Annotated in this window: 21 protein-coding genes and 1 pseudogene; 8 read left to right on the top strand and 14 right to left on the bottom strand. The window is 60.6% G+C overall.

Translation table 11 applies throughout. The features are described from left to right. Positions 1 to 137: integrase core domain-containing protein (locus HOP51_RS14415; RefSeq protein WP_234274606.1), on the top strand; the 137-nt coding region annotated here is incomplete at its 5' end. 145 nt (positions 138 to 282) lie between these two features. On the opposite strand, the gene HOP51_RS14410 is transcribed toward HOP51_RS14415, so the two are convergent. The 6 genes and pseudogenes from HOP51_RS14410 to HOP51_RS14390 all read right to left on the bottom strand — a co-directional run bounded on the left by HOP51_RS14410 (position 283) and on the right by HOP51_RS14390 (position 5459). Further along, complete coding sequence (locus HOP51_RS14410) at positions 283 to 909, bottom strand: hypothetical protein (protein WP_234274597.1); 627 nt, start codon at positions 907 to 909, stop codon at positions 283 to 285. A 76-nt stretch (positions 910 to 985) separates the two neighbouring features. Beyond that, positions 986 to 1891, bottom strand: a complete 906-nt coding sequence (locus HOP51_RS14405) for a hypothetical protein (RefSeq protein ID WP_234274596.1) — start codon at positions 1889 to 1891, stop codon at positions 986 to 988. Positions 1892 to 2044: 153 nt separating this feature from the next. Continuing rightward, positions 2045 to 2113 (bottom strand): annotated as a pseudogene (locus HOP51_RS21070) (SEC-C metal-binding domain-containing protein); the annotation flags it as partial. A 91-nt stretch (positions 2114 to 2204) separates the two neighbouring features. Beyond that, complete coding sequence (locus HOP51_RS14400) at positions 2205 to 3938, bottom strand: ATP-dependent nuclease (RefSeq protein ID WP_234274595.1); 1734 nt, start codon at positions 3936 to 3938, stop codon at positions 2205 to 2207. Positions 3939 to 4064: 126 nt separating this feature from the next. Further along, positions 4065 to 4439: a hypothetical protein gene (locus HOP51_RS14395; RefSeq protein WP_234274594.1), complete on the bottom strand. Its 375-nt coding sequence runs from the start codon at positions 4437 to 4439 to the stop codon at positions 4065 to 4067. 84 nt (positions 4440 to 4523) lie between these two features. Beyond that, a complete protein-coding gene (locus tag HOP51_RS14390; RefSeq protein WP_234274593.1) occupies positions 4524 to 5459 on the bottom strand; it encodes a restriction endonuclease in 936 nt (311 codons plus the stop codon). An 811-nt stretch (positions 5460 to 6270) separates the two neighbouring features. Between HOP51_RS14390 and HOP51_RS14385 the strand changes: the two genes are divergently transcribed. Further along, entirely contained in the window at positions 6271 to 7650 is a 1380-nt protein-coding gene (locus HOP51_RS14385; protein WP_234274592.1) for an NCS2 family permease, read from the top strand. A 176-nt stretch (positions 7651 to 7826) separates the two neighbouring features. On the opposite strand, the gene HOP51_RS14380 is transcribed toward HOP51_RS14385, so the two are convergent. Together HOP51_RS14380 and msrP are read right to left on the bottom strand one after the other, a co-directional pair. Then, positions 7827 to 8423, bottom strand: coding sequence for a protein-methionine-sulfoxide reductase heme-binding subunit MsrQ (locus HOP51_RS14380; RefSeq protein WP_234274591.1), 597 nt, complete (start codon positions 8421 to 8423; stop codon positions 7827 to 7829). 34 nt (positions 8424 to 8457) lie between these two features. Beyond that, complete coding sequence (gene msrP / locus HOP51_RS14375; protein WP_234274590.1) at positions 8458 to 9423, bottom strand: protein-methionine-sulfoxide reductase catalytic subunit MsrP; 966 nt, start codon at positions 9421 to 9423, stop codon at positions 8458 to 8460. A gap of 219 nt (positions 9424 to 9642) precedes the next feature. On the opposite strand from msrP, the gene HOP51_RS14370 reads away from it, so the two are divergent. Beyond that, the gene (locus HOP51_RS14370; protein ID WP_234274589.1) at positions 9643 to 10644 is read left to right on the top strand and encodes a cytochrome-c peroxidase; all 1002 of its coding nucleotides are present in this window, start codon (positions 9643 to 9645) and stop codon (positions 10642 to 10644) included. Between the two features lie 125 nt (positions 10645 to 10769). On the opposite strand, the gene HOP51_RS14365 is transcribed toward HOP51_RS14370, so the two are convergent. The 6 genes from HOP51_RS14365 to HOP51_RS14340 form a co-directional block, all read right to left on the bottom strand. Continuing rightward, a complete protein-coding gene (locus tag HOP51_RS14365) occupies positions 10770 to 11765 on the bottom strand; it encodes an adenosine deaminase (protein WP_234274588.1) in 996 nt (331 codons plus the stop codon). A gap of 25 nt (positions 11766 to 11790) precedes the next feature. Then, positions 11791 to 13521, bottom strand: coding sequence for a thiol reductant ABC exporter subunit CydC (cydC, locus tag HOP51_RS14360; protein ID WP_234274587.1), 1731 nt, complete (start codon positions 13519 to 13521; stop codon positions 11791 to 11793). Continuing rightward, positions 13518 to 15209 carry a thiol reductant ABC exporter subunit CydD gene (gene cydD, locus HOP51_RS14355; RefSeq protein ID WP_234274586.1) on the bottom strand — a complete coding sequence of 564 codons (1692 nt, stop codon included), beginning with the start codon at positions 15207 to 15209 and terminating at the stop codon, positions 13518 to 13520. The genes cydC and cydD overlap by 4 nt, the downstream gene beginning before the upstream one ends. Positions 15210 to 15213: 4 nt before the next feature. Then, complete coding sequence (gene cydB / locus HOP51_RS14350; RefSeq protein WP_234274585.1) at positions 15214 to 16224, bottom strand: cytochrome d ubiquinol oxidase subunit II; 1011 nt, start codon at positions 16222 to 16224, stop codon at positions 15214 to 15216. Between the two features lie 3 nt (positions 16225 to 16227). Next, positions 16228 to 17640: a cytochrome ubiquinol oxidase subunit I gene (locus HOP51_RS14345; RefSeq protein ID WP_234274584.1), complete on the bottom strand. Its 1413-nt coding sequence runs from the start codon at positions 17638 to 17640 to the stop codon at positions 16228 to 16230. 310 nt (positions 17641 to 17950) lie between these two features. Continuing rightward, positions 17951 to 18937, bottom strand: coding sequence for a calcium/sodium antiporter (locus HOP51_RS14340; RefSeq protein ID WP_234274583.1), 987 nt, complete (start codon positions 18935 to 18937; stop codon positions 17951 to 17953). A 191-nt stretch (positions 18938 to 19128) separates the two neighbouring features. On the opposite strand from HOP51_RS14340, the gene HOP51_RS14335 reads away from it, so the two are divergent. The 5 genes from HOP51_RS14335 (at position 19129) to HOP51_RS14315 (ending at position 25574) form a co-directional block, all read left to right on the top strand. After that, positions 19129 to 20427 carry a PqiA/YebS family transporter subunit gene (locus HOP51_RS14335; protein WP_407061808.1) on the top strand — a complete coding sequence of 433 codons (1299 nt, stop codon included), beginning with the start codon at positions 19129 to 19131 and terminating at the stop codon, positions 20425 to 20427. Continuing rightward, complete coding sequence (pqiB, locus tag HOP51_RS14330) at positions 20424 to 22103, top strand: intermembrane transport protein PqiB (protein WP_234274581.1); 1680 nt, start codon at positions 20424 to 20426, stop codon at positions 22101 to 22103. The genes HOP51_RS14335 and pqiB overlap by 4 nt, the downstream gene beginning before the upstream one ends. A 53-nt stretch (positions 22104 to 22156) precedes the next feature. Then, entirely contained in the window at positions 22157 to 22744 is a 588-nt protein-coding gene (locus tag HOP51_RS14325) for a PqiC family protein (RefSeq protein WP_234274580.1), read from the top strand. Positions 22745 to 22909: 165 nt separating this feature from the next. Then, positions 22910 to 24232 (top strand): DEAD/DEAH box helicase, encoded by a 1323-nt coding sequence (locus tag HOP51_RS14320; RefSeq protein WP_234274579.1) that lies wholly within the window; start codon positions 22910 to 22912, stop codon positions 24230 to 24232. A gap of 127 nt (positions 24233 to 24359) precedes the next feature. Further along, positions 24360 to 25574 carry an MFS transporter gene (locus tag HOP51_RS14315; protein ID WP_234274576.1) on the top strand — a complete coding sequence of 405 codons (1215 nt, stop codon included), beginning with the start codon at positions 24360 to 24362 and terminating at the stop codon, positions 25572 to 25574. Positions 25575 to 25614: the final 40 nt, after the last annotated feature.

The raw sequence follows: 25614 nt of genomic DNA, 5'->3' as shown, positions 1-25614 counted from the left end.
TCTGGCTACATCGGTTTGAGTCGCTGGGGCAGGCCAGAGCGATCATCGGCCGCTGGATCCGATACTACAACGAAGAGCGGCCACATCAGTCTCTTGGCTATGTGGCACCCCAAGCACACCCCGCATTAGCAGCGTAGGGTGTGCAAAAACCAGGGGGTCATTACACTGTGGGATTTTTTTCTACAGCCTCAACGCCTCAAACACCGGATTGGTAAAATTGGCGACTTTTTTGCGCAAGCGAAAAAGGTGACAGTTTTTGCCAAGTCCGCGTGCTTTGACTTGTTAGGGGTTTGCTAGCAGAAAGTATACAGGCTTATATCCACCCATAAAATACATTGGGATATAGTGTCCTGCTCCCCTGCTGCTCATCTTGATCTCTTTAATTGCATCAATAAATGTACTTATATCAAAGTGTTTGTCGGAGCGATCAATAATTTCAGAAACCCTGCCAGTATCTTTAAAGAAGTAACCTTCAGGCTCCTCTGCTATTACGCCCTGAGCATTAATCACGGCACAATAATCAATATCATCAGCATTGAACTCAGCCAAATCTGCCCATAGAAAATCTTCACACTTACTTAATTCCCAAAAACTTTTTGCCAATGGACAGCCAGCAATAATAGGGATTCCCAATTTCTGACTAGCTTTTGCGCCATAGATAACTTGTTCGCTGAACTTCACAATTATTGTTCTTTCATCGTTCGGCAATAACTTGGGGCGTCGTGGATAAAGTCCAAGCACTTTGAAAGAATAGGATCCATTGACCAGCTTAGATATATTGCTTCCTTCTCTCGAAATCCATGGATATATAGGAACTACATACCGGAATTTATTTCTAAGCTCCTCTATTACCTGAGGAACCAATATATATTCTGCTGAGCGCTCACAAATAAAACTCGTTGGATTCATCCTGTACCCCTAACGCCTCAATAACCGGCGCGCGGTAGCGCGTCCGGCGCCCGAAGGCGCGTAGTTCATTGATTTGTTATGTCTTTTCAGACACCCTCAACTCTCGTTTATTAATGCTCATTGCCTTGTATCTATAGCCATCATCAACAAGGCAGTCTGGTGGATGATTTTCCATGGGAGTACCATGCATTAATCTTTTTCCGATTGAATTTTTCTCTTCTTCAGAAAGTGAATTCCACCAGGAAGGAGAGGCCCATGTATTTTCACTGAAAGAATAGCAAAACCGAACAAGTGCATCTGACACTTGCACATTATCAAGTTTTAGAAGCGATTCGATAAATCTATCGCAGTGCTTTTCGTTGCTTGCAAGCCATGAAAAAACAAAGCAGCCCTTGTTTTCGTAACTTATGCAATTAAAGATTACGTATTCATAAACTTCGTTTTGTAGCCCAAGCCTTTGCAGCTCATTGCCTTGAAAGTCCATCTCCGGAGTAATCATTGCACTAACCAAAATCTTTGGGGTCGCATCTAGTTCAAACACACAATGATTTATTTTTGAATAATCTTCGCTAACTAAAATAGAATCCATTTCTTTCTTAATAAATCCAAGATCTCTCAATGCCAGATCAACGCCACTGTCATATGCGCCAGCATAACCTTGAAGCATTGCTTGCAACATTTGATCTTGACCTCGATCAGATTCCTTCATTAGATTGGCTGTTTCTTTGTTCTGTTCTTTGTGGAATAACTCCCTACAGAATCCTCGATATGCAAGTAAAAAAAGTTGTTTGTCACTCAATGTAATTTTTTCATCTTCCAAAGGGGAAAAAATATTTTTATCGTGTGCTGAGCAAAATCCAGTAAATGTTGAAGCCTTATTTATCCCTACTTTTTCAAGAGCCAGCTTTCCATCACTTTTAATAAGGCCAGCCAGACTTGGCTTAGTACCCATTACGTGTCCGTTTTCAGAGATCTCTTTCAATGATCCACTTTTGGAAATTGTGTGTGCATTAATAATCTTGCCCGAGCACTCGTCGGGATATAGATTCTCAACACTGCATATTTTTTTGGATTTCTGATTCTTTGAATATGCTTCCAGATCCCCACGTGTAAGCGGCTCTTGCTGTTCTCGATTCAGGTGGCATTTCTTGTATTTCTTTCCTGAGCCACACCAACAGGGTTTATTTCGGTTGTTACTTCCCATCTTTGGTATATACCCCTATGACATACGCTCGGCTCACGCGCCGGTTTGGAGCCGCAAAGCGGCGGAAAATCGGCCGCCGTGCAGCCGATTATTAAGCCAGCTCCTCAACGGCCTCCCAGTGTATGCAGTTCTCTGGCAGCACCGAACCTTCCACGCCAATCAGGTAATCGAGCAAAGCTTTTACTTTTTCGCGAACACCTTCATCCTCTCTAATCCGCACTAGCGCATTATATGGCTTCTCATTTTTTACCTCTTCCCCAAAAAGAGCCGTTTCAAAACAGGTCTTGCAAGCGACGAGATTTACACTTCCATCATCTTCCTGCAACTCTGCAATAGTTTTATTCATGCCCCAGGCGGGGTTTTTGTTCCCATTAGCCGCACGCTCTTCATCAGTATCGTGAAGAATGCAAAACGATTTAGAGAACTGTTTGAGCACTTTGGCTACCGACGGAATAATTCCTTTTCCCCTTGCCCTGATGATCTGAACATCACCATATTCATCTGGATAGAACTCTTTTAACATCGAGAAAGCTGTATACTCAGTATCACCCTCAACAATGACTTGTCTTCCGCCAAAGAAAAACTCATGAACATAAGGATCACAGACATTCATCAACTTCAAATTTCTCTTATCATCTTCGTCCAGTTTCGCTCTTTCAGGACGATATAATGTTGTACTCTTGACCTCACTGTCTTCGTCCCGAAACACTCTGATTATGGTGGTATTGTCTTTCGACAAATCTATAAATATTGGAGAGTGCGATGTAATCATAACCTGCCAATTACCGCTTTCCGGTAGATCATAAAGGACCGACCTAGCTTCCCGAATAGCGGAAGGGTGCAGGCATATTTCAGGTTCATCCAGCAATAGCACATGCGGGCGAGACCCCTTTTTATCTTGAGATTCTGATAAGTATTTTAATGTTGCCCATAACAGAGTTCTCCTTGCACCACTCCCTTGATGCTCAATAGTGCTAAAGTAGCCGTCTTCTGGCCCCATAAGAAGATCTGCATTACCTTTGAAGGGTTGATATGCTCCTTCAAGATCAGCTTCTGGTTTTGCATCGAATTTTATTTGATGCTTAGGAAATAACTTGCTCAAATATTCGGAGACTTCACTTTCGATCACTTTGACTTCATCCTCGGTCGCTTGGACGACTTTTGTCTGAAGATTCCGAATTTTATCTAGTATCAGCTCATAGTCGGATTTTTCTTGCTCAGGGTCTGACTTAATTTCTGATATTTTTTCCTTTAGCATGCTGGTTATTAGTTTGGTTATCTCAGCTGCTTGCTTTTCTGGTGTTGCGAAAGCATCTATCCTATGCGGGAGGGGGCGTCGAGAGTTAGCAACGTTCGGTGCTCCCCAAGGAACTTGATCATCCCAATCATTTTTTTGGGTATCGAACCCTTGTCTCTTGGGGTCTTTATTTGGGCTGTCCCAAACCCATTTTTCACGTATTAACCACTCGTTATCAGCAGTTGGCTCAAGCCATCTTTCACCCGGTGCATCATCAAACACAATTGTATGCAATTCAATTGTAGGTAGATTTTCTGGATCAACTTGCCCATTGGGGAAATCGTTTATTGTCAGCCTTCCATCCTTGGAGCCGTGGGACATTACTGTTTCATATGCCCTCAAAATACTGCTTTTACCGACATTGTTAGGCCCGACAAGAACAACGATGTCGTCAAGCTCGATCTCAACCGTCTCAGCCCCAATTGATCTGAAGTTGTTGATCTGAAGTTTATGAAGACGGGGGCGAGGAGTATTCCCTTCTTCATCGACTAGAGAAACAATCTCTACTGATTTTTTCTTAACAGCCATGTTATCTCCTTATTGGGGTTTAACGCGCTTGTTCAGCGGCGACCTTTTTGCAGCGAAGCGGAGAAAAGGGCGTCCGGTGGAAGGCCGTCAGGCCCGGAACATACTTCAAGAATTTGTTAAGTGTGCTCACTCCATTTCCCATTGTTCGAGATCCGCAACGGGATTGGGCAACCTACCCTCTAACCACTTTACACACGTGCCCGGTTTGAACTCAGGATCGTGGCACTCGATGACCCAAGATAGAAACTCCGCTGGGCCGCCATTCATGTATGGTGGTGGTGACACAGGATGAAAGGACATTGGCAGGCGTTCATTCACAGACAAATAGTTGAGTACATGCCCAAGCTCTTGCACAGTTTGCCAAGCCAACTGATGGTCAATGTTGATTGTGAACTTAACCCACCACCGGCCATCATCACCTGCCCCGTGACCGACAGTGCCCTCAATTGCAGGCACCTGCTGAAGGTACTCTGTCAGTTTTGTAAAAGCTCGATCATCCATAGATACACTTAACGCCCGCAGCACGCGCGGCTTTGTAATGAAGGCGCAGCCGCAATGAAAAAGCCGTCTCTGTGCCTGCGATTGTTAGGGCGGTGTATGTATCTTAAGACCACGGATCAAGTTTCTCTGTTTTTCTGGTATCTGAAAACGGTGAATTCCGACTTCACACCCCTTGGCTGGAAAAATCATGGCGAACATACGCCCATCATCAACACCATAGTCAGCTACTGCCGCACCCGCGAAAATCGCCTGGTCACTGACGCGTTCAAAGATATGGAACTGTGGTTCGATAACTCGTTTACGCCACTGCAAGTGACCTGAAATAGTTACGGAATCCAAGCGGAACGGGGCATGTCCCTCCAATCGCAGATAAACCTCGTCATTTGACAGGTCAAGCGTATGAGTATGCGGCCAAGCGGGCCCAGCCATATAACCCTCTGCTTCATTGTGCATGTTGTACGGAAAGGTCTTAAGCACATTACTGGCGGGACTTTGCGTACACAAGAGTCCTGTAGATCGCATCAGTACTTCATTCAAATACTCAAGCATCGTCGAATACTGCTGATGCTTTTTTCCCTCAGGCGAGAACAGCGGCGTTTCGTCTTTGAACGAGAAAGACTCTGGCCCGGTAGTAGAAACAAAATAGCTCTGCCACTCAGCCCAATATAACAAGCTACTTTGAAAATGGGCCAAAAATTCGCCGGGTGTTCCAACTCCTGGAAAGTCTGGAAAATTTTCTGCTATTGGACGATCCCAAGGCAGCATGCTGTATAGATCTACTTCGTGCCTCTTTGCCTTGGCCTGAGCCCCATCGGTGTATCCCGAAGTTGAAAAAATAGCTTTGTAAGTAACTCTAGGCATGTCAGCCAACTTCAGAATGAGCTGCTCTACCGCAACTACGTCCAAGGGCTTACCTTCGTGCTTTACCTCAGAGGCTTTGAAAGCAGACACTTCACCGTTTGAGTCAGTGACGGTGACCGTCACATCGACATCACGCTCTTTGCCGGCAGCTTCATCCAAGACCATGTCCCCGATCGTGACATCGACAGCTTTTGGGTCGTGCCTTAAGCAGCAAAGGCCGACCAGGTACTGAACCATCATTGGTGTGAGCATGTGCATAAGCCCTAACAGCGATTGGACTGCGCATCCTGATATTGGATGAATACCCCTGCGCGTTCAACAGCGTTATCTGGCGCGCTCCTTTTCTTCCAACTCGTTGATTTTTCTCGCACTTAACTATAGCTCGGCTACCTATGCAGAATTCGCGTGCATGCTCGATTTGCCAGAATCAATATACTGTATGCGCACTCTCTTATCTAAATAAAAAATAGAAAAATGCACACACCTGATCCCAAGCTGAGGAGGTGAAAGCACTTTCATGAAGTGCGACAGCCCCCGAACCGAGAAGAGCTGCGACGTTACGCATGTGCTGTGCAGAAGCTTTGCCGGGGTGCGGATACTGAGCCGTGAATTCCAGGAACGCTACCGCCCTGCTGGCAGAATGGATGACGATTCTCATCACCCCTAATGCGGCATCCCTGAGTACGTCTTGGTTACTTAAGCCATCTTCTGCAGCTTTTTACCTACCGTAACCAAGCGAAACGTTGAGGGCAACGCCTAGGTGAGCCTTGTCCCTCACCTCTCTCGCCTTATCCCACATCTCCAGCCCTCTCCTACCCAGCTCTACGACGTTAGTCGAAACCCGCCTGTCCAATCGGTCAAATATCTTCTAGGCTGTAGCCGAACAAGCCTGACCAAACGGTCAGCCTGTTGCTGCGGCATCCAACAACGCTGATTCGATAACGCCAATCCAACAACAACGGACACAGATATGGAACCGACCTCCTCCCTAGCCGACAAGGCAGATGGACACCCCTCCGCGCGAGCCACGGGGCAAGGAAGCAGCTGGCTAGACAGCTATTTCGGCGCAAGCCGTCGTGGCTCCAGCGTACGCACCGAGATTCTGGCGGGCATCGCTACCTTCCTGGCTTCGATGTACATCATCGTGGTCAACCCGGCGATTCTCTCCCATGCCGGCATCCCCTTCTCGGCGGCGCTCTCCGCTACCGTGCTGATCAGTTTCATGAGCAGCCTGGCCATGGGCCTGTATGCCCGCAACCCGATTCTGGTAGCGCCGGGCATGGGCATGAACGCGCTGTTCACCTACACCCTGGTGCAGGGGGCCGGGCTTTCCTGGGAGGTGGCGCTGGGCTGTGTGTTCTGGTCCGGCGTGCTGTTCGCCACCCTGGCGATGTTCAACGTGCGCGAGGCGATCATCAACGCGATTCCGTCTTCGCTACGCTATGCCATCACCTGCGGCATCGGCTTGTTCATCACCTTCATCGGCTTCAAGAACGCCGGTTTCATCGTCGGTAGCGATGCCACCCTGGTCACCCTGGGCAGCATGGACGCCTCGCTGATCACCTTCTTCATCGGCATGATGGCCACCGCCATCCTGGTGATCTTGCGCTTCAACGGCGCGCTGATTCTGGGTATCGCCCTGACCACCCTGCTGGCCACGCCCATGGGGCGCCTGTGGGGCGGCGACGTGGTGGTGGAGTGGAGCGGTATCGCCGCCTGGCCGGACTTCAGCGCGGTGATGCAGGTGGATATCTGGGGTGCGCTCAAGGTCGCCTACCTGCCGTTCATCTTTGTCATGCTGTTCACCAACTTCTTCGATGCGCTGTCGTGCTTCATGGCGCTCTCGGAGTCCGCCGATCTCAAGGACAAGGACGGCAACCCGCGTAACCTCAAGCGCTCGATGACCGTGGACGCCTTCGCCTCGATGATCGCCGCTCCACTCGGCACCAGCGCCGCCCAGACCTTCATCGAGTCCGGTGCCGGCGTGGCCCAGGGAGGCCGTACCGGCCTGGTGGCGGTCACCATCGCCCTGCTGTTCCTGCCCTTCCTGTTCCTCTCGCCGCTGCTGTCGCTGGTGCCCGGCATCGCCACGGCGCCGGCCCTGGTGCTGGTCGGGTTGTTCATGCTGGCGCCGGTGAGCAAGATCGACTGGTCGCAGTTCGAGCAGGCTTTCCCGGCCTTTCTGGCCATCATCCTGATGCCGCTGACCTACTCGATCACCCTGGGCATTGCTTTCGGTTTCCTGAGCTTCGTGCTGATCAAGCTGGCCACGGGCAAGCTCTACGACATCCAGCCGGCGATGTGGGTCTCGGCTGCGCTTAGTGTTGTGATGCTGGTGACAACGCATTGAAACACTACACAAATGCCTGCGCGAGCGAATCGCTGCGTTGCGCGGTGCGCGGAATCCTCACATATACCCCATATGCTCCGGTTCCTGTGCTCCGTGCGCCTTGCGCTTCATCTCGCTCGCCGATTTGTGAAGCGTTTCCCTAGAGAAGAAGGCGCGGGCACTTGCCCGCACCCTTTTCATTGGCGATGGATGGCGGCGTCGATGAGCCGGAACAGCGTCAGTGCCGCCAGCACTGCGGCGAACAGGGTCGGCAGCAGGTAGTCGGCACGGGTCAGGATCCACAGGTGCGTCACCCCCAGCGCCGCGGCCACGTAGATCAGGCGGTGCAGCCAGTGCCAGGCCGTCCAGCCCATGGCCTGCCGCACACGTGCGAAGGAGGTGATGGCCAGCGGTACCAGCAACAGCAGCGCGGCCACGCCGTAGCGAATGTAGGGTAGCTCGACCATTTCGCGGCGAATCCACGGCCAGTCCCAGTACTGATCCAGCCCCATCCAGGCCAGCATGTGGGCCACTAGCCAGAAGAACGCCCAGAGGCCGATCTGACGCCGGGCTGCCATGAAGCCGACCCAGCCGGTGAAGCGAAACGCCGGGCTGAAGGTGATGGTCAGCAGCAGTAGGATCAGCCCCGTCTTGCCGGTGAAGTGCACCACGGCCTCGCCGGGCACGGCACCCAGATCGCCATAGAACCACTGCCAGCCAAGCCAGAACGCCGGCGCGCTGCAGCCCACCAGCACCAGCAGGCGAAACAGGTTGATAGCGGTGCGTTGATCCACGCTGACATGACTCCCTGAGTGGCTGGCGCTTTGTTCAATAGTGTCGCTGCAGGTCCATGCCGGCGTAGAGGTGCGCCACCTCGTCGGCGTAGCCATTGAACATCAGCGTCTCGCGCCTACCGCTCTCGCCGATTCTGCGCTCCCGCGCCTGAGACCAGCGCGGGTGATCCACCGCGGGATTGACGTTGGCATAGAAGCCGTACTCCTCGGGGTTGCGCTCCTCCCAGGAGCTCGGCGGGCGCTCCTCGACCAGCGAAATGCGCACGATCGACTTGATGCTCTTGAAGCCGTATTTCCACGGCACCACCAAGCGGATCGGCGCGCCGCTTTGATTGGGCAGAATCTCGCCATACAGCCCCACTGCCAGCAAGGTCAGCGGATGCACGGCCTCGTCGATGCGCAGCACCTCGCGGTAGGGCCAGTCGAGCACACTGCGGCGCTGGCCGCGCAGGTTGTCGGGGTCGTGTATCGATTCGAACACCACGTAGCGAGCGCGAGAGGTCGGCTCGTGGCGCTTGAGCAGGTTCGCCAGCGGAAAACCGATCCAGGGCACCACCTTTGACCAGGCCTCGACGCAGCGCAGGCGGTAGATGCGCTCCTCCAGGTCCTGATGCTTGAGGATGTCCTCAAGAGCGAAGGTGCCCGCCTTGTCCACTTCCCCATCGATGGTCAGCGACCAGGGATCGGTGACGAGCTGGTGGCCGTAGATCTCGGGGTCGCGCTTGCCGGTGCCCAGCTCGTAGAAGTTGTTGTAGGTGGTGATGTCCCGTAGCGAGGTTGGTGCTTCGCCCCCGGCCAGGTCGTGACTCGGCAGTTGCGCGTCGATGCGAGCTTCGAGGGGGCCCTGCCAGGCGTGGGACGAGCGCGGCCAGAGCAGGCCAGGAGCAATGGCAGCGGCGCCCAGCGCGAGGCCGGTGTTGAGAAAGCGTCGCCGCGACTCGAACAGCTCGCGGGGCGTGACTTGCGATTCCGGTATCGGCGAGTAGCGGTAACGGGTCATCTTGGATCCTCCCGAAGGCGACCGAAGAGATCATACCTTCACTTGTGAAACAAGCGTTTGTCACCTGTCGGAGCGCGAGAGTGAAGAAAACTTGACCCACCTCAATGAGGTGTCCATTCCGACCATTTTGCTTGGTTGATACCACTCAAGAGCCAACCGTAACCTGATGTTGCACTTCAGGCTACAACCGTCTCTAGCTTGCAACCAAGGGGATTCGTCATGATTCATACTGCTCTCGCCAGGCCGGCACTCATTGCCGCCGCAGTGTCGCTGAGCGCCGCGCTGACGGCAACCGGCGTGGCCGCCGACGACGGCCTCGGCGACTACCGCGACCGCTTCGAACCACTGCCTCACCTGCCGCCGATTCCGGCCCACAACTCGCTGACCGAAGAGAAGGTGGAACTGGGCAACATGCTGTTCTTCGAGCCGCGTATTTCGTCCAGCGGCGTGATCAGTTGCGCCACCTGTCACAACCCGGCCCTGGGTTGGGCGGACCGCATTCCGCGCGCCACCGGCCACGATGGCCAGATCGGCGACCGCAACACGCCCACGGTGTTGAACTCCGGCTTCCTCGGCGCCCAGTTCTGGGATGGCCGCGAGCCCGACCTGGAAGGCCAGGCGCTGGGTCCGATCCAGGCCGACATCGAAATGGCCATGGATCTCGACGCCGCCCTGGAGCGTCTGGAAGAGTTCGAACTCTATCAGGAGAAGTTCGCCGAGGCCTTCCCCGGTGACGACAACCCGATCAACAAGGACAACCTGGCCCAGGCACTGGCCAGCTTCCAGCGCACCCTGAACACGCCGAACTCGCCCTTCGATCGTTACCTGCGCGGCGACATGGACGCGATCAACGATCAGGAGAAACGCGGCATGCAGGCCTTCGTCGATACCGGCTGTATCGCCTGTCACAGCGGCCCGGCTCTGACCGACAGCAACTTCTGGGCGATCCAGGTGCCCGGCTCCACCGACGTGGGTCGTTTCGACGTGACCGGCGACGAAGCCGACATGTACAAGTTCCGCACCCCGACGCTGCGCAACGTGGGCGTGACTTACCCATACATGAACAACGGCGCTACCGAAACCCTCGAAGAAGCCGTGGCCATCATGGGGCGCGAGATGCTGAACCGTGAGTTCGAGGACGAGATGATCGCCGACATCACCGCCTTCCTGCACACCCTGACCGGCAAGATGCCGGAGTTCGAGGTACCGGCGCTTCCATAAGCGGCCCAGTCGCAGGGATTGAGGCAAGGGAACGATAAAAAGGCACTATAAAAAGAGTACAAGAGCTTCCCCGGCCCAGGCCGGGGAAGCTCTTTTGTATCAGCTCGTTATGTAAGCCCTTTTGTTCAGGCGCTCTCGGCCAACTGCCGGTGCAGTTCCAGGCGACGCTTGTCGCTCATGAAGGCGGATTCGATGGCGGTGCCGGCCAGTTGCACGAAGGTCTCCTTCGACCAGCCGAAGGCCTGGTGGCAGGCCATGAAGTTGTCGAGCATGCCACCACCGAAGTAGGCCGGGTCGTCCGAGTTGAGCGTCAGGCGCAATCCCGCCTCGAGCAGTTGGGGGAGCGGGTGCTCCTCGATGCGCTCCACGACTTTCAAGCGCACATTGGAGAGCGGACACACCGTCAGCACGACGCCCTCGTCACGCAGCCTCTCGACCAGGGCCGGGTCCTCCAGGCAGCGCACCCCATGATCGATTCGACACACCTCAAGCAGGTCGAGGGCCTCGCGGATGTACTCGGCAGGCCCCTCCTCTCCAGCATGGGCGACACGCGGGATGCCGAGCATCCTGGCACGCTGGAACACCTCGACGAACTTGGAGGGCGGATGGCCCCGTTCGGCGCTGTCGAGCCCAACGGCATCGAGCATCTCCCAGTAGGGGGCGGCGCTATCCAGCACCTTCATGGCCTCATTTGCGGGATGATCGCGCAGGAAGGCCATGATCAGCGCGGTGGACATACCCAGCTCGCGCTCGGCTTCGCGGCGGGCCAGGCTCAGGCCCTCCATGACCGCTTCGAGCTCGACGCCGCGCGCCAGATGGGCCTGGGGGTCGAAGTGCATCTCCACGTGCACCACGCCCTCGGCGTGTGCGCGGCGGAAGTAGTCCATCGCCAGGTCGTGGAAATCCTCGGCACGCCTGAGCACGCTCATGCCCTGGTAATACAGCTCGAGAAATGAGGAAAGGTCCTGGAAGTCGTAGGCGGCACGTACTTCTTCTATCGACGCATAGGGCAGCTCGACTCCGTTGCGGCGCGCCAGAGCGAACATCAGCTCCGGCTCCAGGGAGCCCTCGATATGCAGATGGAGTTCGGCCTTGGGCAGCCGCTTCAGGAAATCGCGCATGGAGCACCTCATCGGCTTTATGTCCTTATCCTGATGGATACCCGGGTTTAGCGCAAACGGTCAGTCCACCCTGCTCAAGGCGCCTGACCTCGGTGATGCCCGGCGGATCGAAAGCCCCGCCATCGAGTTGGTGCACCAGGTAGAGCACGCTGCGCCCGTGCAGCCACTCATCCAGCCGCTGCGATAGCCGAGCCACGGTCGTGGCATCCAGGCCGGCGAACGGCTCGTCGAGAATGACCAGCCCCGGGTCGCGCAGGTGCAGCCGGGCCAGCGCCAGGCGCCGCGCCTGCCCGCCCGACAAGGCCCGCCCTCCTTCGCCCACTTGCGTTTGCAGGCCATGCGGCAGACTGGCCGCCCACGCTTGTAGATCGACCCAGGCCAGGGCCTGCCACAGCCGCTCATCGTCAGCCTCCGGCGCTGCCAGGCGCAAGTTCGCCGCCAGGCTGTCCTGGAACAGATCGATGCGCTGGCCGAGAATGGCCACGCGCTCGCGCAGCGAGCCCTCGTCGATTCGGCCGAGCGGCACCCCGGCCAGCGCAATCGCTCCCTGACTGGGCGGAAGACGCCGGGTCAATAGGGCCGCCACGCTGCTCTTGCCCGCACCGGAAACGCCGGTCAGCGCCAGCCTCCGCCCCGGAGCCAGCTCGAGCGTCAGCCCGGCCAAGGCCGGCGCCAGCGCGTCGGGATAGTGCAGCCCAACACCTTCGAACCGTACCGACAGCGGGCCGGCCGGCAAGATACTATTTTCCGTGCCGTACCTGTTCCCACTCGCTCGCTCCACCGCATTGAGCCGCTCGGCCGCGCCGCGGCTGGCTCCCAGCCGGGTGAATGCCGCCGGCAGCGGAGCCAGTGCCTCGCCCAGGGCGAGCACCGCCAGCGGCAGCATGACCATCACCGGCCCGCTGATCGCCCCCTGCTGCCAGGCCGCCGCTCCCAGCCACAGCACGGCAACCAAGGCCAGCCCGATCGCCAGGTTGACCAGCGCGATGCCGAAGCCCGCCACGTTACCGATGCGACGCAGGTCGCGATTCAGCGCCGCCTCGCGTTGGCTCAAGCCGCCACGGTGCCAGCCCTGACTACCGTAGGCCTCGAGTTCCGCCATCCCTCCCAGATGCTCTATCGTCTGGCTGCGCAAGCGCTGCATGTGTCCCACCTGCCGCCGGCTCGCGGCCATGCCCAGCCACGCCTGGCCAAAGGTCAGCCAGGCCCAGGCAGGCAGCAGCAGCGCCACGACCGCCACTCCCGCCGCAGGAGCCCACAGGGCCAGGAAAGCCGCCACCAGCACGATCGCCGCCAGCGCCACCAGCGGCGGCGCCAGCAGGCGCAGGTAGAGGCTGTCGAGGGTATCGATGTCGGCGGTCAGCCGGTTGAGCCAGTCGCTGGCCCGCTGGCGGGCCAGGGTGCGGTCGTCGAGCCGGGCCATGGCGGCAAAGAGGCGGCTACGCAGGTCAGCCAGCAGGCGCAGCACGGTGTCGTGGTTGTAAAGGCGTTCGAGATAGCGCGCCACGGTGCGGCTCACGGCGAAGAAGCGTATCCCGCCGCCCGGCACATAGACATCGAGACTCGCCGCCAGCCCCATCGCCAGGGCCATGCCGGTGAGCGCGCTGGCGGTGATGAACCAGCCCGACAGTGCCAGCAGGCCGATCGCCGCGAATACCGTCGCCACCAACAGCGCCACGCCGATGGCAAGCCGCCGCCGGCGCTGTCCGAGCAGCCGCAGCCAGGGTGCGAACACTTTCAGCCAGGACTCGTTCATGCCTTCTCCTTGCCGGAAGCGGTGCCGGTACGATCGACCGGGCGCCCTTCGCATAGCTCGAGCCGCCGGTTCCCCATGGCCATCAAGGCGGGGTGATGGGTGGCGATGACCAGCGCCCTGCCCTCCTCGGCCAAGACTGCCAGCGCCTTGATGACCCGTGCCTCGGTCGCCTCGTCGAGGCTGGCGGTCGGCTCGTCGAGCAGCACCAGCTCGGCATTCGAGAGGAATACCCGCGCCAGCGCCAGGCGCTGCGCCTGGCCTCCCGAGAGGCCCGAGCCGCGCTCACCCAGCGGCGTGTCGATGCCCTGTGGCAGTGATGCCAGCAGTTCGCCCAGCCCGGCGCGCTCGAGGGCGCGATACAGCTCGTCGTCATTGGCCTCGGGGGCTGCCAGGCGCAGGTTGTCGGCCAGGCGGCCATGGATCAGCACGGGGCGCTGATCCATCCAGGCGATCTTCAGCTCTCGCCGAGCCCGCCGCTCCCCCTCGTCGGGCGTCACGAAGCCTGCCAGCAGCTGCAGCAGCGCCGATTTACCGGCGCCGGAGGGGCCGGTGACGACCAGCGTCTCGCCGGCTGCCACCGCGAGGCTCAACGGCCCCAGCACTCGACCTCGGCCCGGATGAGTGAGCGAGACGTCTCGCAACGCCACCAGGCCATCCTCCGGCGGCACCTCCTCTCGCCCAGCCGCTGGATGGCGTACCGGCTCGTCCAGCAGCGCCAGCATGCCGTCCGCAGCTCCCAGCGCTGCCGCGCGATCGTGGTAGTGCTGGGCCAAGGTACGCAGCGGCTGGAAGAACTCCGGCGCCAACAGCAGCACCAGCAGGCCGCTGAATAGCGTCAGTTCCCCTGCCGGGCCGAACTCGAGATAGCCCAGCAGACCGAAGCCGACATAGATGGCGACCACGGCAATCGCCACCGAGGCGAAGAACTCGAGCACCGCCGACGAGAGAAAGGCCACGCGCAGGGTACGCATACTCAAGCGCCGATAACGATCCGCCGCTTCATGCACCTCGGCGGTGGCTTCCGCCGTGCGATGAAACAGCTGCAGCGTGGCGATCCCTCTCACGCGGTCGAGAAAATGCCCCGAGAGCCGGCTGACGAGAGCGAACTGGTCGCGATTGAGGCGCTCCGCCCCCATCCCCACCAGGGCCATGAACAGCGGTATCAAGGGCGCGGCGAGCAGCAGGAAGAGGGCTGCCAGCCAATCGAGCGACAGCACGACCAACACGATGAGTAGCGGTATGACCGCACACAGGCGAAGCTGGGGCAGAAAGCGTGCGAAGTAGCCATCCAGCGCCTCGACCTGCTCGACCAGTTGGCTGGCGAGGGCCGCCGTGTGGCGGGAGCCGGCACGTACCGGCCCCATCGCCGCCAGGTGATCGAGCAGCTCGGCACGAACCGACACACGGATGCGCAGGCTTGCCTCCTGGCCGGCCAACTCCTGCCCCCACTGGCACATGGCCCTGAGCAGCAGCACGCCCACCAGCGCGATGAAGGCCCCGCTCAGTGTGACTAGAGCATCGCCGTCGACGAGCAGGCGGCTGACGATCCAGGCCAGCAGGGCCATCTGGACGACCGTCAGCGCCCCGGCGGCGATTCCCGCCAGGGCGGCCAGCCCCAGCCAGCCCCGTTGACGCGCGGCATGCGCCGCCAGCCATCGACGCGGCGACGTGCGTAAGTCGTGGCGCATGGGCTCAGTGATAACCCTCGCCCGGGCGCACCTTGCCGCGGAACACCCAGTAGGACCAGAAGGTGTAGCCCAGCACGAAAGGCAATACGAACAGCACGCCGAGCAGCAGGAAGAGCTGCGATTCGGGAGCTGAAGCGGCGTCCCAGATGGTGTAGTTGGGCGGCACCAGCCAGGGCCACTTGCTCACGACCAGGCCCAGATAGGTGAACAGGAACATACCCAACGTGGCCATGAACGGCAGCAGCTCGCGCCGCTGGCGCACCGCCCAGTAGATGCCGAACATGCAGAGGAGCGTGAGGACCGGCAGGATCCAGATCACCTGCAGGTGACCGAACCAGCGCTCCCATACGACTTCGTTCACCAGCGGCGTCCAGATGCTGATGATGCCAAAGATCACCAGTACCGCCAGCAGCAGCGGCGTGGTGAGCTTGTAGGCCCAGGCCTGAATGTAGCCCTCCGACTTGAGGATCAGCCAGGTGGTGCCCAGTAGCGCGTAGCCGATCATGATGCCGATCCCGGTGAGCACCGTGAACGGCGTCAGCCAATCGAAGGCGCCGCCGACGAAGACGCCATTCTGGGTTTCGAAACCCTGAATGTACGTTCCCACCACGGCCCCCTGGGCGAAAGCCGCCACCGCCGAGCCGCCGCTGAAGGCCAGGTTCCACAGCCTACGCCCGCGGCGTTCGCGGCGCGACTTGAAGCGCAGCTCGAAGGCCACACCACGGAACACCAGCCCCGCCACCATCAGGAACACACCAATATAGAGCGCCGGCAGGAACACCGTGTAGACCAGCGGAAACGCCGCCAGCAGCCCGGCGCCACCGAGCACCAGCCAGGTCTCGTTGCCGTCCCACACCGGCGCCACCGTATTCATCATCACGTCGCGGGCATCCTCGTCGGGGGCGAACGGAAACAGGATGCCGAGCCCCAGGTCGAAGCCATCCATCAGCACGTACATCATGATGCCGAAGCCGATGATGAGCGCCCAGATCACAGACAGATCGAACATTTCCATGGATCAGACCTCCCTCTTGGCGGGATTGTCGTCGAATGGCGTGTGGGTGGCCGACCAGGGCCGCTTGGGCGTCTCGAAATCGTCGATCAGCTTCTCCTCCTCCTTCGGCTCCATGCCGTAGCGGATGACGCGGGTCAGATAGTAGGTGCCGGCATAGAAGATGATGCCGTAGACCGTGATGTAGCCGATCAGAGTGAACAGTGCCATGCCGCCGGTCAGCGAAGGCGTGACGCCCTCGGCGTGGGTCATGATGCCGTAGACCAGCCATGGCGCACGTCCCGACTCGGTGGTGATCCATCCCGCCAGCACGGCGATGAAGGGCGCGACCGACATTAGCCGCAGGGTCTGCAGATAGCGTCTGGCATGGTAGAGCTTGCCGCCACGCCGCAGATAAAGGCCCAGCAGCGATACCGCGATCATCAGCAGACCGAGGCCAACCATCACGCGAAACGACCAAAAGACGATGGCGACCGGCGGCTGCTCCTCGGGAGGTGCCTCGATGATGCCGGGAATCTCGCCGTGGAGTTCGTGGGTCAGGATCAGACTGGCGGCATAGGGAATGCCGATCTCGAAGCGGTTCTGCTGTGCCGCCTGGTCCGGCCAGGCAAAGAGCAGGAAGGGAGCGCCTTCGCGGGTCTCCCAGTTGCCCTCCATGGCCGAGAGCTTGACCGGCTGATACTCGAAGGTGTTGAGCCCATGGAAGTCTCCCACCAGCGCCTGGGTCGGTGTCAGCACCAGCAGCATCCACAGGCACATCGACAGCGCCTTGCGGTTGGCCTCGACGTCGCGGCCGATCAGCAGGTACCAAGCGCTGACCCCGGCCACGACGAAGCCGCCGGTGATGAACGAGGCCATGGCCATGTGCGCGAAGCGATACGGGAACGAGGGGTTGAAGATCGCCTCCGTCCAGGAGGTGACGCGGAAGACACCGTTGGTGAAATCGACGCCAGCCGGGGTATGCATCCAACTGTTCGCGGCCAGGATCCAGAAGGTCGAGATGAAGGTTCCCAGCGCCACCATGGCAGCGGCGAACAGATGCACCCCCTGCGGCACCCGCCCACGGCCGAACAGCAACACGCCGAGGAAGGCGGCTTCGAGGAAGAAGGCGGTGACGACCTCATAGCTCAGCAGCGGCCCGATGAAGTTGGCGCTCGCCTGGGAGAAATTGCTCCAGTTGGTACCGAACTGGAAGGACATCACGATGCCCGATACCACCCCCATGCCGAAGGCAACGGCGAATACCTTCGTCCAGAGATAGGCCAGGCGGTCCCAGGCCGGATTGCGCGTCTTGTAGAACAGCGCATGAAGCACGGTGATGTAGGACGCCAAGCCGATGGTAAAGACGGGAAAAATGGCATGAAAGGAGACGACGAAGGCGAACTGCAATCGCGATAGCAATACGGGATCAAGCTCCATGACGTACCTCTTGGCTGCGAGAGAGTCGACGTCTCGAGGGATGCGAAAGCACACTGGGTGCCATTGTCGTGCCTCCGGCATGTCCCTCCTGGACATGTCGTGGCGCATTTCACCTCGACACAGCTAGAGCCTAGAACAGTGAGCCTTGCTGGGCGTTGTCGCTTACAAAAGCCTACGCGCCGAAACACTGTCCCAGGTCAATGCATTCCACTACGTCTTGTGCTTGTATCCGCAAAGCCTACTAGAGCCTGTGCAGCAGGTCCTGTTTCCTCCCTGTGTCGGGTTGTCGCAGCGGTGCCAGCAGCACCTGTCAAAGCGCCCCCGCGCCCTGCATCACCAGATGCACCATGAACGCGGTGTAGCCGACGAACAGCGTCAACAGCATGGCACCCTCAAGTCGATTGATGCGTCCCGGACGGCCTTTCCAGCCAATCGCGAAGACCGTCATCAGTAGCGTCATGACGGTCATCAGACTCCAGTCCCGCAGCAGCACCTCGCCCCCCACCTCAATGGGGTGAATGACCGCCGCCAGCCCAACCACACCAAGCGTGTTGAACAGGTTCGAGCCGACCACGTTGCCGACCACCAGGTCGTGCTCTCCCTTGCGCAATGCGCTGAAGGAGGAAGCCAGCTCCGGCAACGAAGTACCGACGGCGACGATAGTCAAGCCGATGATCAGGTCGCTGACGCCAAAACCGATCGCGATCTCCACCGCTCCCCACACCAGTATCCGAGAACTCAGCACCAGTAGGGCCAACCCCACCAGGGTCCAGATCACCCCGGCCCGCAACGACATGGGATGGGCCTGCAGGCTCTCCTTCGTTTCGGCGCCCAGGACATCGCCGCTGGAACGGTGCGCCTGCCAGATACTGAAACCGATCATGGCCGCCAGCAGCGTGAGCAGCAGACTGCCTTCGAGACGGCCGATCACCCCACCCCACATCAGCAGCGCCGACAGGAACGTCACCGCTACCAGAATCGGCAGCTCGCGACGGATCACGCTCGAATGCACCGCCAGCGGCGAGATGACCGCCATGAGCCCCAGGATCAAGCCGATATTGGCGATGTTCGAGCCGTAACCGTTGCCCAATGCCAGGCCGGGATTGCCTTGTCCCGCCGCCAGGGAAGAGACCATCAGCTCGGGGGCCGAAGTGCCGAAACCGATGACCAGCATACCCACCAGTAGCGGGGAAACCCCAAGCCGCCGGGACGTCGCTGCCGCACCGTCGACGAAACGCTCGGCACTCCAAACCAGCAGCACAAGACCTGCCACCACGGCCATCAGGGGAAGCAACAATTTCATCTCCTCGGGAACATTCAGGGTCGAATGTTTGTATATGGTACGCGCGGCGTCAACGTGTCACACTTCAGTATGCCTTTCCAGGTCATACGTGCGGACAGGCACTCCTCGCATCGTTCAGTCGTCGGGTCGTCTCTCACGTGCTCAATCAACCTCTTCGCTTCCTGCCCGCCTCAGGCGAACCCCAAGTGGACCACACGCCACCCGAGGCGCGCGTCTCGCGTCGTCGCCTGCGCGCCTGCCACGAGTGCGACTGGCTGGTGGCGCTGCCGCCGTTGTACCCGGGGCAGCAGGCCGACTGCCCGCGCTGCGGGCATACCCTGGTCACCCGCCATCACCGGCCGGCCCAACGCAGCATGGCGCTGGCCATGGCGGCCATGGTCGCACTGCTGCTGGCGATATCCTTCCCCTTTATCAGCTTCAGCGTCGGCGGCCTGGGCAACCGCATCGAACTGACCCAGACGGCCACCACCTTGATCGGCTTCCACCAACCGCTGGTGGCCATCGCTGTGATCATGACGATTGCCGTGTTGCCCGGCATATATCTGCTCGGCGTCATGTGGTTGCAACTAGGCCTGCTACAGGGTCAGCCATTGCCGGCCAGCCGCACCATTGCGCGTTCGCTGGCCCATCTCAACCCGTGGATGATGGCCGATGTGTTCATCATCGGGGCACTGGTGAGCCTGATCAAGGTGGCGAACCTGGCGCAAATCGAGCTGGGGCTCTCCTTCTGGGCCTTCTGCGCCTTCGCCCTGCTGCTGCTGTATACCACACAGTCCATCGATTCCGACTGGATGTGGTTTTCTCTAGCCGGCGAGCCGCAGGCTCCCGAAAACGCCCGCACCGGCACTACCGCCGCTTCGCAGGGGCTGGCCGGCTGCCCGACCTGCGGCCTGGTCAATCGCCTGGGCAGCGGTGGCCGCGGCGAGTGTCGGCGCTGCGGCGAACGGCTACATGCCCGCCTGCCGCACAGTATGCAGCGCACCTGGGCACTGCTGGCCGCCGCCGCGGTGATGTACGTGCCGGCCAACGTCTATCCCATCATGACCACCACCAGTCTCGGGCAGAGCGCCCCCTCGACCATCATCGGCGGCGTGGTGGAGCTGATCCAGATGGGCTCGTGGCCAGTTGCCACGGTGATCTTCGTCGCCAGCGTGATCGTCCCGGTGGGCAAGCTGGTCGCCCTCTCCTGGCTTTGCCTGGTGGCCAGCCGCAGCAGCGAACTCAACGCCGTGCACCGCACCCGGCTCTACCGGCTGACCGAGTTCATCGGCCGCTGGTCCATGGTCGACGTCTTCGTGGTGGCCATCCTGGTGGCCCTGATCCGTGCCGGCTCGCTGATGTCGGTGACGCCCGGCCCTGCCGCGCTGGCCTTCGGCGCCGTGGTGGTGTTGACCATGCTGGCCGCCATGACCTTCGACTCGAGACTGATCTGGGACACACCACTGCCGCGTGATCCCGACGCAACGCAAGGAACCCCTGGATGAGCGACACTCCTCGCGACAACGAGGCCAACCAAGACATGCATCGCGCCCGCGCCACACCGCAGCGCCGCCTGTCGCCGATCTGGATCGTGCCCATCGTGGCGATGCTGATCGGGCTATGGCTGGTCTATGACAACTATCGCAGCCGCGGTCCGCTGATCACCCTGACCATGAGCAACGCGGAAGGCATCGAGGCCGGCAGCACCTTGATCAAGACCCGCAACGTGGAAGTGGGGCGCGTGGAGCGCGTGCAGCTCTCCGACGATCTGTCGCATACCGTAATCACCGCCCGCATGTCACCCGACACCGATGCCATGCTCACCGAGGGCAGCCGTTTCTGGGTGGTCAAGCCGCGCATCGGTCGTGAAGGCATCAGCGGCCTGGGGACCGTTCTCTCAGGTGCCTACATCCAACTTCAGCCGGGCAGCGGCGACCCCGGCGTGCGCGAATTCGAGGTCAGCGACCAGCCGCCCATCGCTCCCGCCGATGCCGCCGGGCTGCGCATCAACCTGATCAGTCAGCTCGGTAACTCGCTGCGCCCCGGCGACCCCGTAACCTATCAGGGCTACACCGTGGGACGTGTCGAGGAGGCTCACTTCGACGCCGATACCCGACGCATGACCCAGCGCATCTTCATAGAGAGCCCCTACGACCGCCTGGTCACCGATAGCACACGCTTCTGGTCGGCCAGCGGCATCGACCTGCGCCTCGATGCCGACGGCATTCGCGTCAACGTGGAGTCGCTGGAGGCACTCCTCGGCGGTGGCGTCACCTTCGGCGTACCCGAGGATCTCCCCCAGGGGCGCCCGGTCGAGAGCAACACCACCTTCAACCTCTACCCCGACGAAGAAAGCGCCCGCCAGGGCACCTTCAACCGTTATCTCGAGTACGTGCTGCTGGTGGAAGACAGCGTACGCGGGCTCTCGCGCGGCGCCCCGGTGGAGTTCCGCGGCGTACGCATCGGCACCGTAGCCTCCGTACCCTGGCAGTTCACCGCCAGCCAGCCGGACAATCGCAGCGGTTTTGCGATCCCGGTGTTGATCCGCATCGAGCCGCAGCGCCTCGGCATCGAGAACCAGCAGGTCGACCTAGATGAGTGGGATGAGCGCTTCAAGCGCCTGTTCGGCGTCGGCCTGCGCGCCTCGCTCAAGTCGGGCAACCTGCTCACCGGGGCGATGTTCGTCGACATCAACTTCTATCGTGACGAAGCGGACGACTACCTGGCAGAAACCTTCAGCGAACGCACCGTGTTCCCTACCACCTCGACCGGGTTCGCCCAGATCGAGGCCCAGGTCACGGCGCTGCTTGAGAAGCTCAACGCGCTAGAGATCGAACCGCTGCTCGCCGGCCTGGAGCGCAACCTGACGGCATCCGAAGCCATGCTCGGCGAAGTCCGCGGACTGAGTGCCTCGCTGCAGGGCATGCTCGACGATCCGGGCACACGCGACCTGCCGGCCAACCTCAACGCCTCGCTGGAAGCGCTACGCGAGACGCTGGAGGGATTGTCGCCGGACTCCAGCGCCTACCGGGAGTTGACCGGCGCCGCCGAACGGCTGGAGCGCACCCTGCGCGACCTGCAGCCGGTGACACGCACGCTAAACGAGAACCCGAGGGCGCTGCTGTTCGATAGCCTCGACGCCGAGGACCCGCTGCCCCGGGCACCGCGCGGCAATCGATGAGGCGGCCGCCAATGAAAAGCTATGCTGATGCAACTCGTGATAGGGAGTCATGCATGAAGTGGATGCCCTGGCCCGTGCTACTGATGGCCTTCCTGCTGCTCGCCGGCTGTGCGTCGCCAAGCGCCCCGGCCAATCGTTACATGCTGCCGGACACCGGCGTGGCTCCGCCGGCCACCAGCCCGGCCGCCGGGCACCTGCTGGCGGTGCAGTCGCCGCGCCTGGCGCACTACCTGGACGTCGACGGTATCGTGCTGCAGCTCGACGACATCACCCTCAACGCCGCCCGCCAGCATCTCTGGGCCGAACCGCTGGGGCGCCAACTGGAGCGTGGCCTGCGCGCACGCCTGGCCGAGCGACTGCCGGATACCCGCGTGATGCGCGACGAGGCCAGCCTCGGGCGCAGCGAAGCACTGCGCCTGCGCATCGAGGTGGATCGCTTCCAGGGGCGCCATGACGGACTTGCCATTGCCAGCGGCCAGTGGCAATTGCTGGCTCCCGATGGACGCCTGCTGGCCATGGAACGCTTCCATAGCGAGACGGAGCTCGACGATGACGGCTACCCCGCCCTGGTACGCGCCCTGGGCAGCAGTTGGGATCAGGTCGCCGCCGAGATCGCCGCCGGCATCAGGCAGATGCGGTGAGACACGGTCTTACTGCATGTTCGATATGACTGTGTCATACTGGCGCCTCGCGGCGATTCGTGGTCCCTCCTGCCGCGCCCCTGAACCGAATTTCTCACGTCTTGGCCCGGGACTGGTCATGTGCCGCTGCACATGGCATGGCGAAGACGTATCTGCGGAGACCGCATGACCCTTTTTTCCGAACTCGGCCTACGTGCCGAACTGCTGCGTGCCGTCGAGGCCCAGGGCTACACCACCCCGACCCCGATCCAGCGCCAGGCCATTCCCGCCGTACTCAAGGGCGGCGACCTGCTGGCCAGCGCCCAGACCGGCACCGGCAAGACCGCCGGCTTCACCCTGCCGATGCTGCAGCGACTGGCCGACGGAGCGCGCCCGGGACAGCGCCAGATACGCGCACTGGTGCTGACACCCACGCGCGAGCTGGCCGCCCAGGTGGGCGAAAGCATCGCCGACTACGGCCGCCATTTGACGCTGAAGAGTCACGTCATCTTCGGCGGCGTGGGCCAGCAGCCCCAGGTGGATGCCATTCGCCCCGGGCTCGACGTGCTGGTGGCCACCCCCGGCCGCCTACTCGACCTGCAACAGCAAAAACATGTCGATCTCTCTCGTGTGGAGATCCTGGTACTCGATGAAGCCGACCGCATGCTCGACATGGGCTTCATCCACGACATTCGCAAGGTGCTGCGCCTGCTGCCCGAGAAGCGCCAGAACCTGCTGTTCTCGGCGACCTTCTCCGACGACATCCAGGCACTAGCCGCCAAGTTGCTCGACAACCCCGAGCGCATCGAAGTCGCGCGTCGCAACACCACCGCCGAGACCGTCGACCAAGCAGTCTACCGCGTCGACCGCGACAAGAAGCGCGAGCTGCTCGCGCATCTGATCACCCGCCACGCTTGGCATCAGGTACTGGTCTTCACCCGTACCAAGCATGGCGCCAACCGCTTGGCCGAACAGCTCTCCAAGCAGGACATTCCGGCCATGGCCATTCATGGCAACAAGAGCCAGTCGGCGCGTACCCGGGCACTCGCGGCCTTCAAGGGCGGCGACCTTCAGGTGCTGGTGGCCACCGATATCGCCGCTCGCGGCCTCGACATCAGCGAATTGCCACACGTGGTCAACTTCGAGCTACCCAACGTTGCCGAGGATTACGTCCACCGCATTGGCCGCACCGGCCGTGCCGGTAGCGACGGTCAGGCCGTTTCCCTGGTCTGCGTCGATGAGCATGTCCTGCTCAAGGGTATCGAGCGCCTGATCAAGCGCGACCTCGAGAAACGCATCGAACCCGGCTTCGAGCCCGATCCGAACGCCAAGCCCGAGCCGATCGAGAACGGCCGCAACCGCCGCGGCGGTCGCGGCCAACCTCGCCAGGACGGCGCCAATCGAGGTCAGTCCGGCCAGCGCAGCGGTAATGGCAACGCTGCCAACGGTGACGGCCAGGCACCCCGCCGGCGGCGCAGCCGCGGCGGCCAGCGTGCACGTCGCGCCTGAGCGGCGTGCACGCCAAAGGCCTGGTAGCGAACGAGGGTAGCGGACGAGAGATTTTGGGAATCGCTCGTTGCGGTGAGGAGCTTTTCAGCGACGACAATGAACAGGAAAACCAACAAGTGGCAAGGCCATGACGACTGACGCCAGACCCGACCCTCATCGCATTGCGCTGTTTCTGTTGCTGATGGTTCTCGTCGGCCTCAATTTGAGGCCGGCGCTCTCCTCCCTCGCTCCGCTGCTGGTCCGGATCAAGGCGGACACCGGCCTGTCGCCGCTGGCCATCGGCGCCCTAACCACCCTGCCGGTACTCTGCCTGGGTATCTTCGCGCCGCTGGCGCCCTGGCTCGCCAAGCGCACAGGGCCAGAGAACACCCTGGCCCTGGCCCTCGGCCTGTTGATTCTCGGCCTGCTGCTACGCGGCGCACCGCCGCTCCCGCTGCTATTCGGCGGCACCCTGCTGGTGGGTGCTGCCATCGGCGTTGCCGGCACGCTGCTTCCGGCATTGGTCAAGCGCGAACTGCCCGGCGGAGCGGACCTGATGACTGGGGTCTACACCATGGCCCTGTGCCTGGGTGGTGCCCTCGGCGCCGGCTTGAGCATCCCCTTGGCCGATGCCATGGGCAGTTGGCGCTTGAGCCTGGTGAGCTGGGGACTGCTGGCCGCGGTGGCCCTGCTAGCCTGGGTGTCGCTGATGCCGCGCACGCCTCGCAACCTGCCCGCGCCGCCCTCTGGCGGCAGCATGCGCGAGCTGCTCGGGCAGCCGCTGGCCTGGCAGGTGATGCTACTGATGGGCACGCAATCCTCTCTTGCCTATATCGTCTTCGGCTGGCTGCCGACTCTGCTTCAGAGCCGCGGTTACAGTGAAGCCGAAGCTGGCTGGTTGATGGGCGCTTCGGTCATGGTGCAGTTGATCTCGGCGTTGGGCGCGCCATGGCTCGCGCGCTTCGGCCGCGACCAGCGCCCGGCGCTGCTGCTAGTGCTGGGCTGCGTGGCAGGCGGCCTGTGGCTACTGCTGCAGGCCGACATTCAATGGCGCTGGCCGGGCGTGGTGCTGCTGGGATTGGGCCAGGGTGGCAGTTTCAGCCTTGCGCTGACCCTGATCGTGCTGCGTACGGCCAATTCGCGTCTTGCAGGCAAGCTCTCCGGCCTGGCCCAAGGTGGTGGCTATACCCTGGCCGCCATGGGGCCCCTCGCGGTTGGCGTCCTGCTGCAACTCGAAGTGAGCATGGGTACGGTCACCACTGTGCTGCTGCTGATCGTGGCCGCCGCCGCCGCTTTCGCTCTGCTGGCCGGGCGCAACCGTCGCCTCGACCTGGATCGGAGCGGCAGACTGTTCACGCGCTAGGCCCGGCCTCTCTGCTAACCGGCAAGCGCGTCGCGGAAGG

This window comes from Billgrantia zhangzhouensis, assembly GCF_021404465.1.
GTDB lineage: Bacteria > Pseudomonadota > Gammaproteobacteria > Pseudomonadales > Halomonadaceae > Halomonas > Halomonas zhangzhouensis.
The sequence above is the reverse complement of the archived record's forward strand: the minus strand, read 5'-3'. Positions and strand labels throughout refer to the sequence as shown.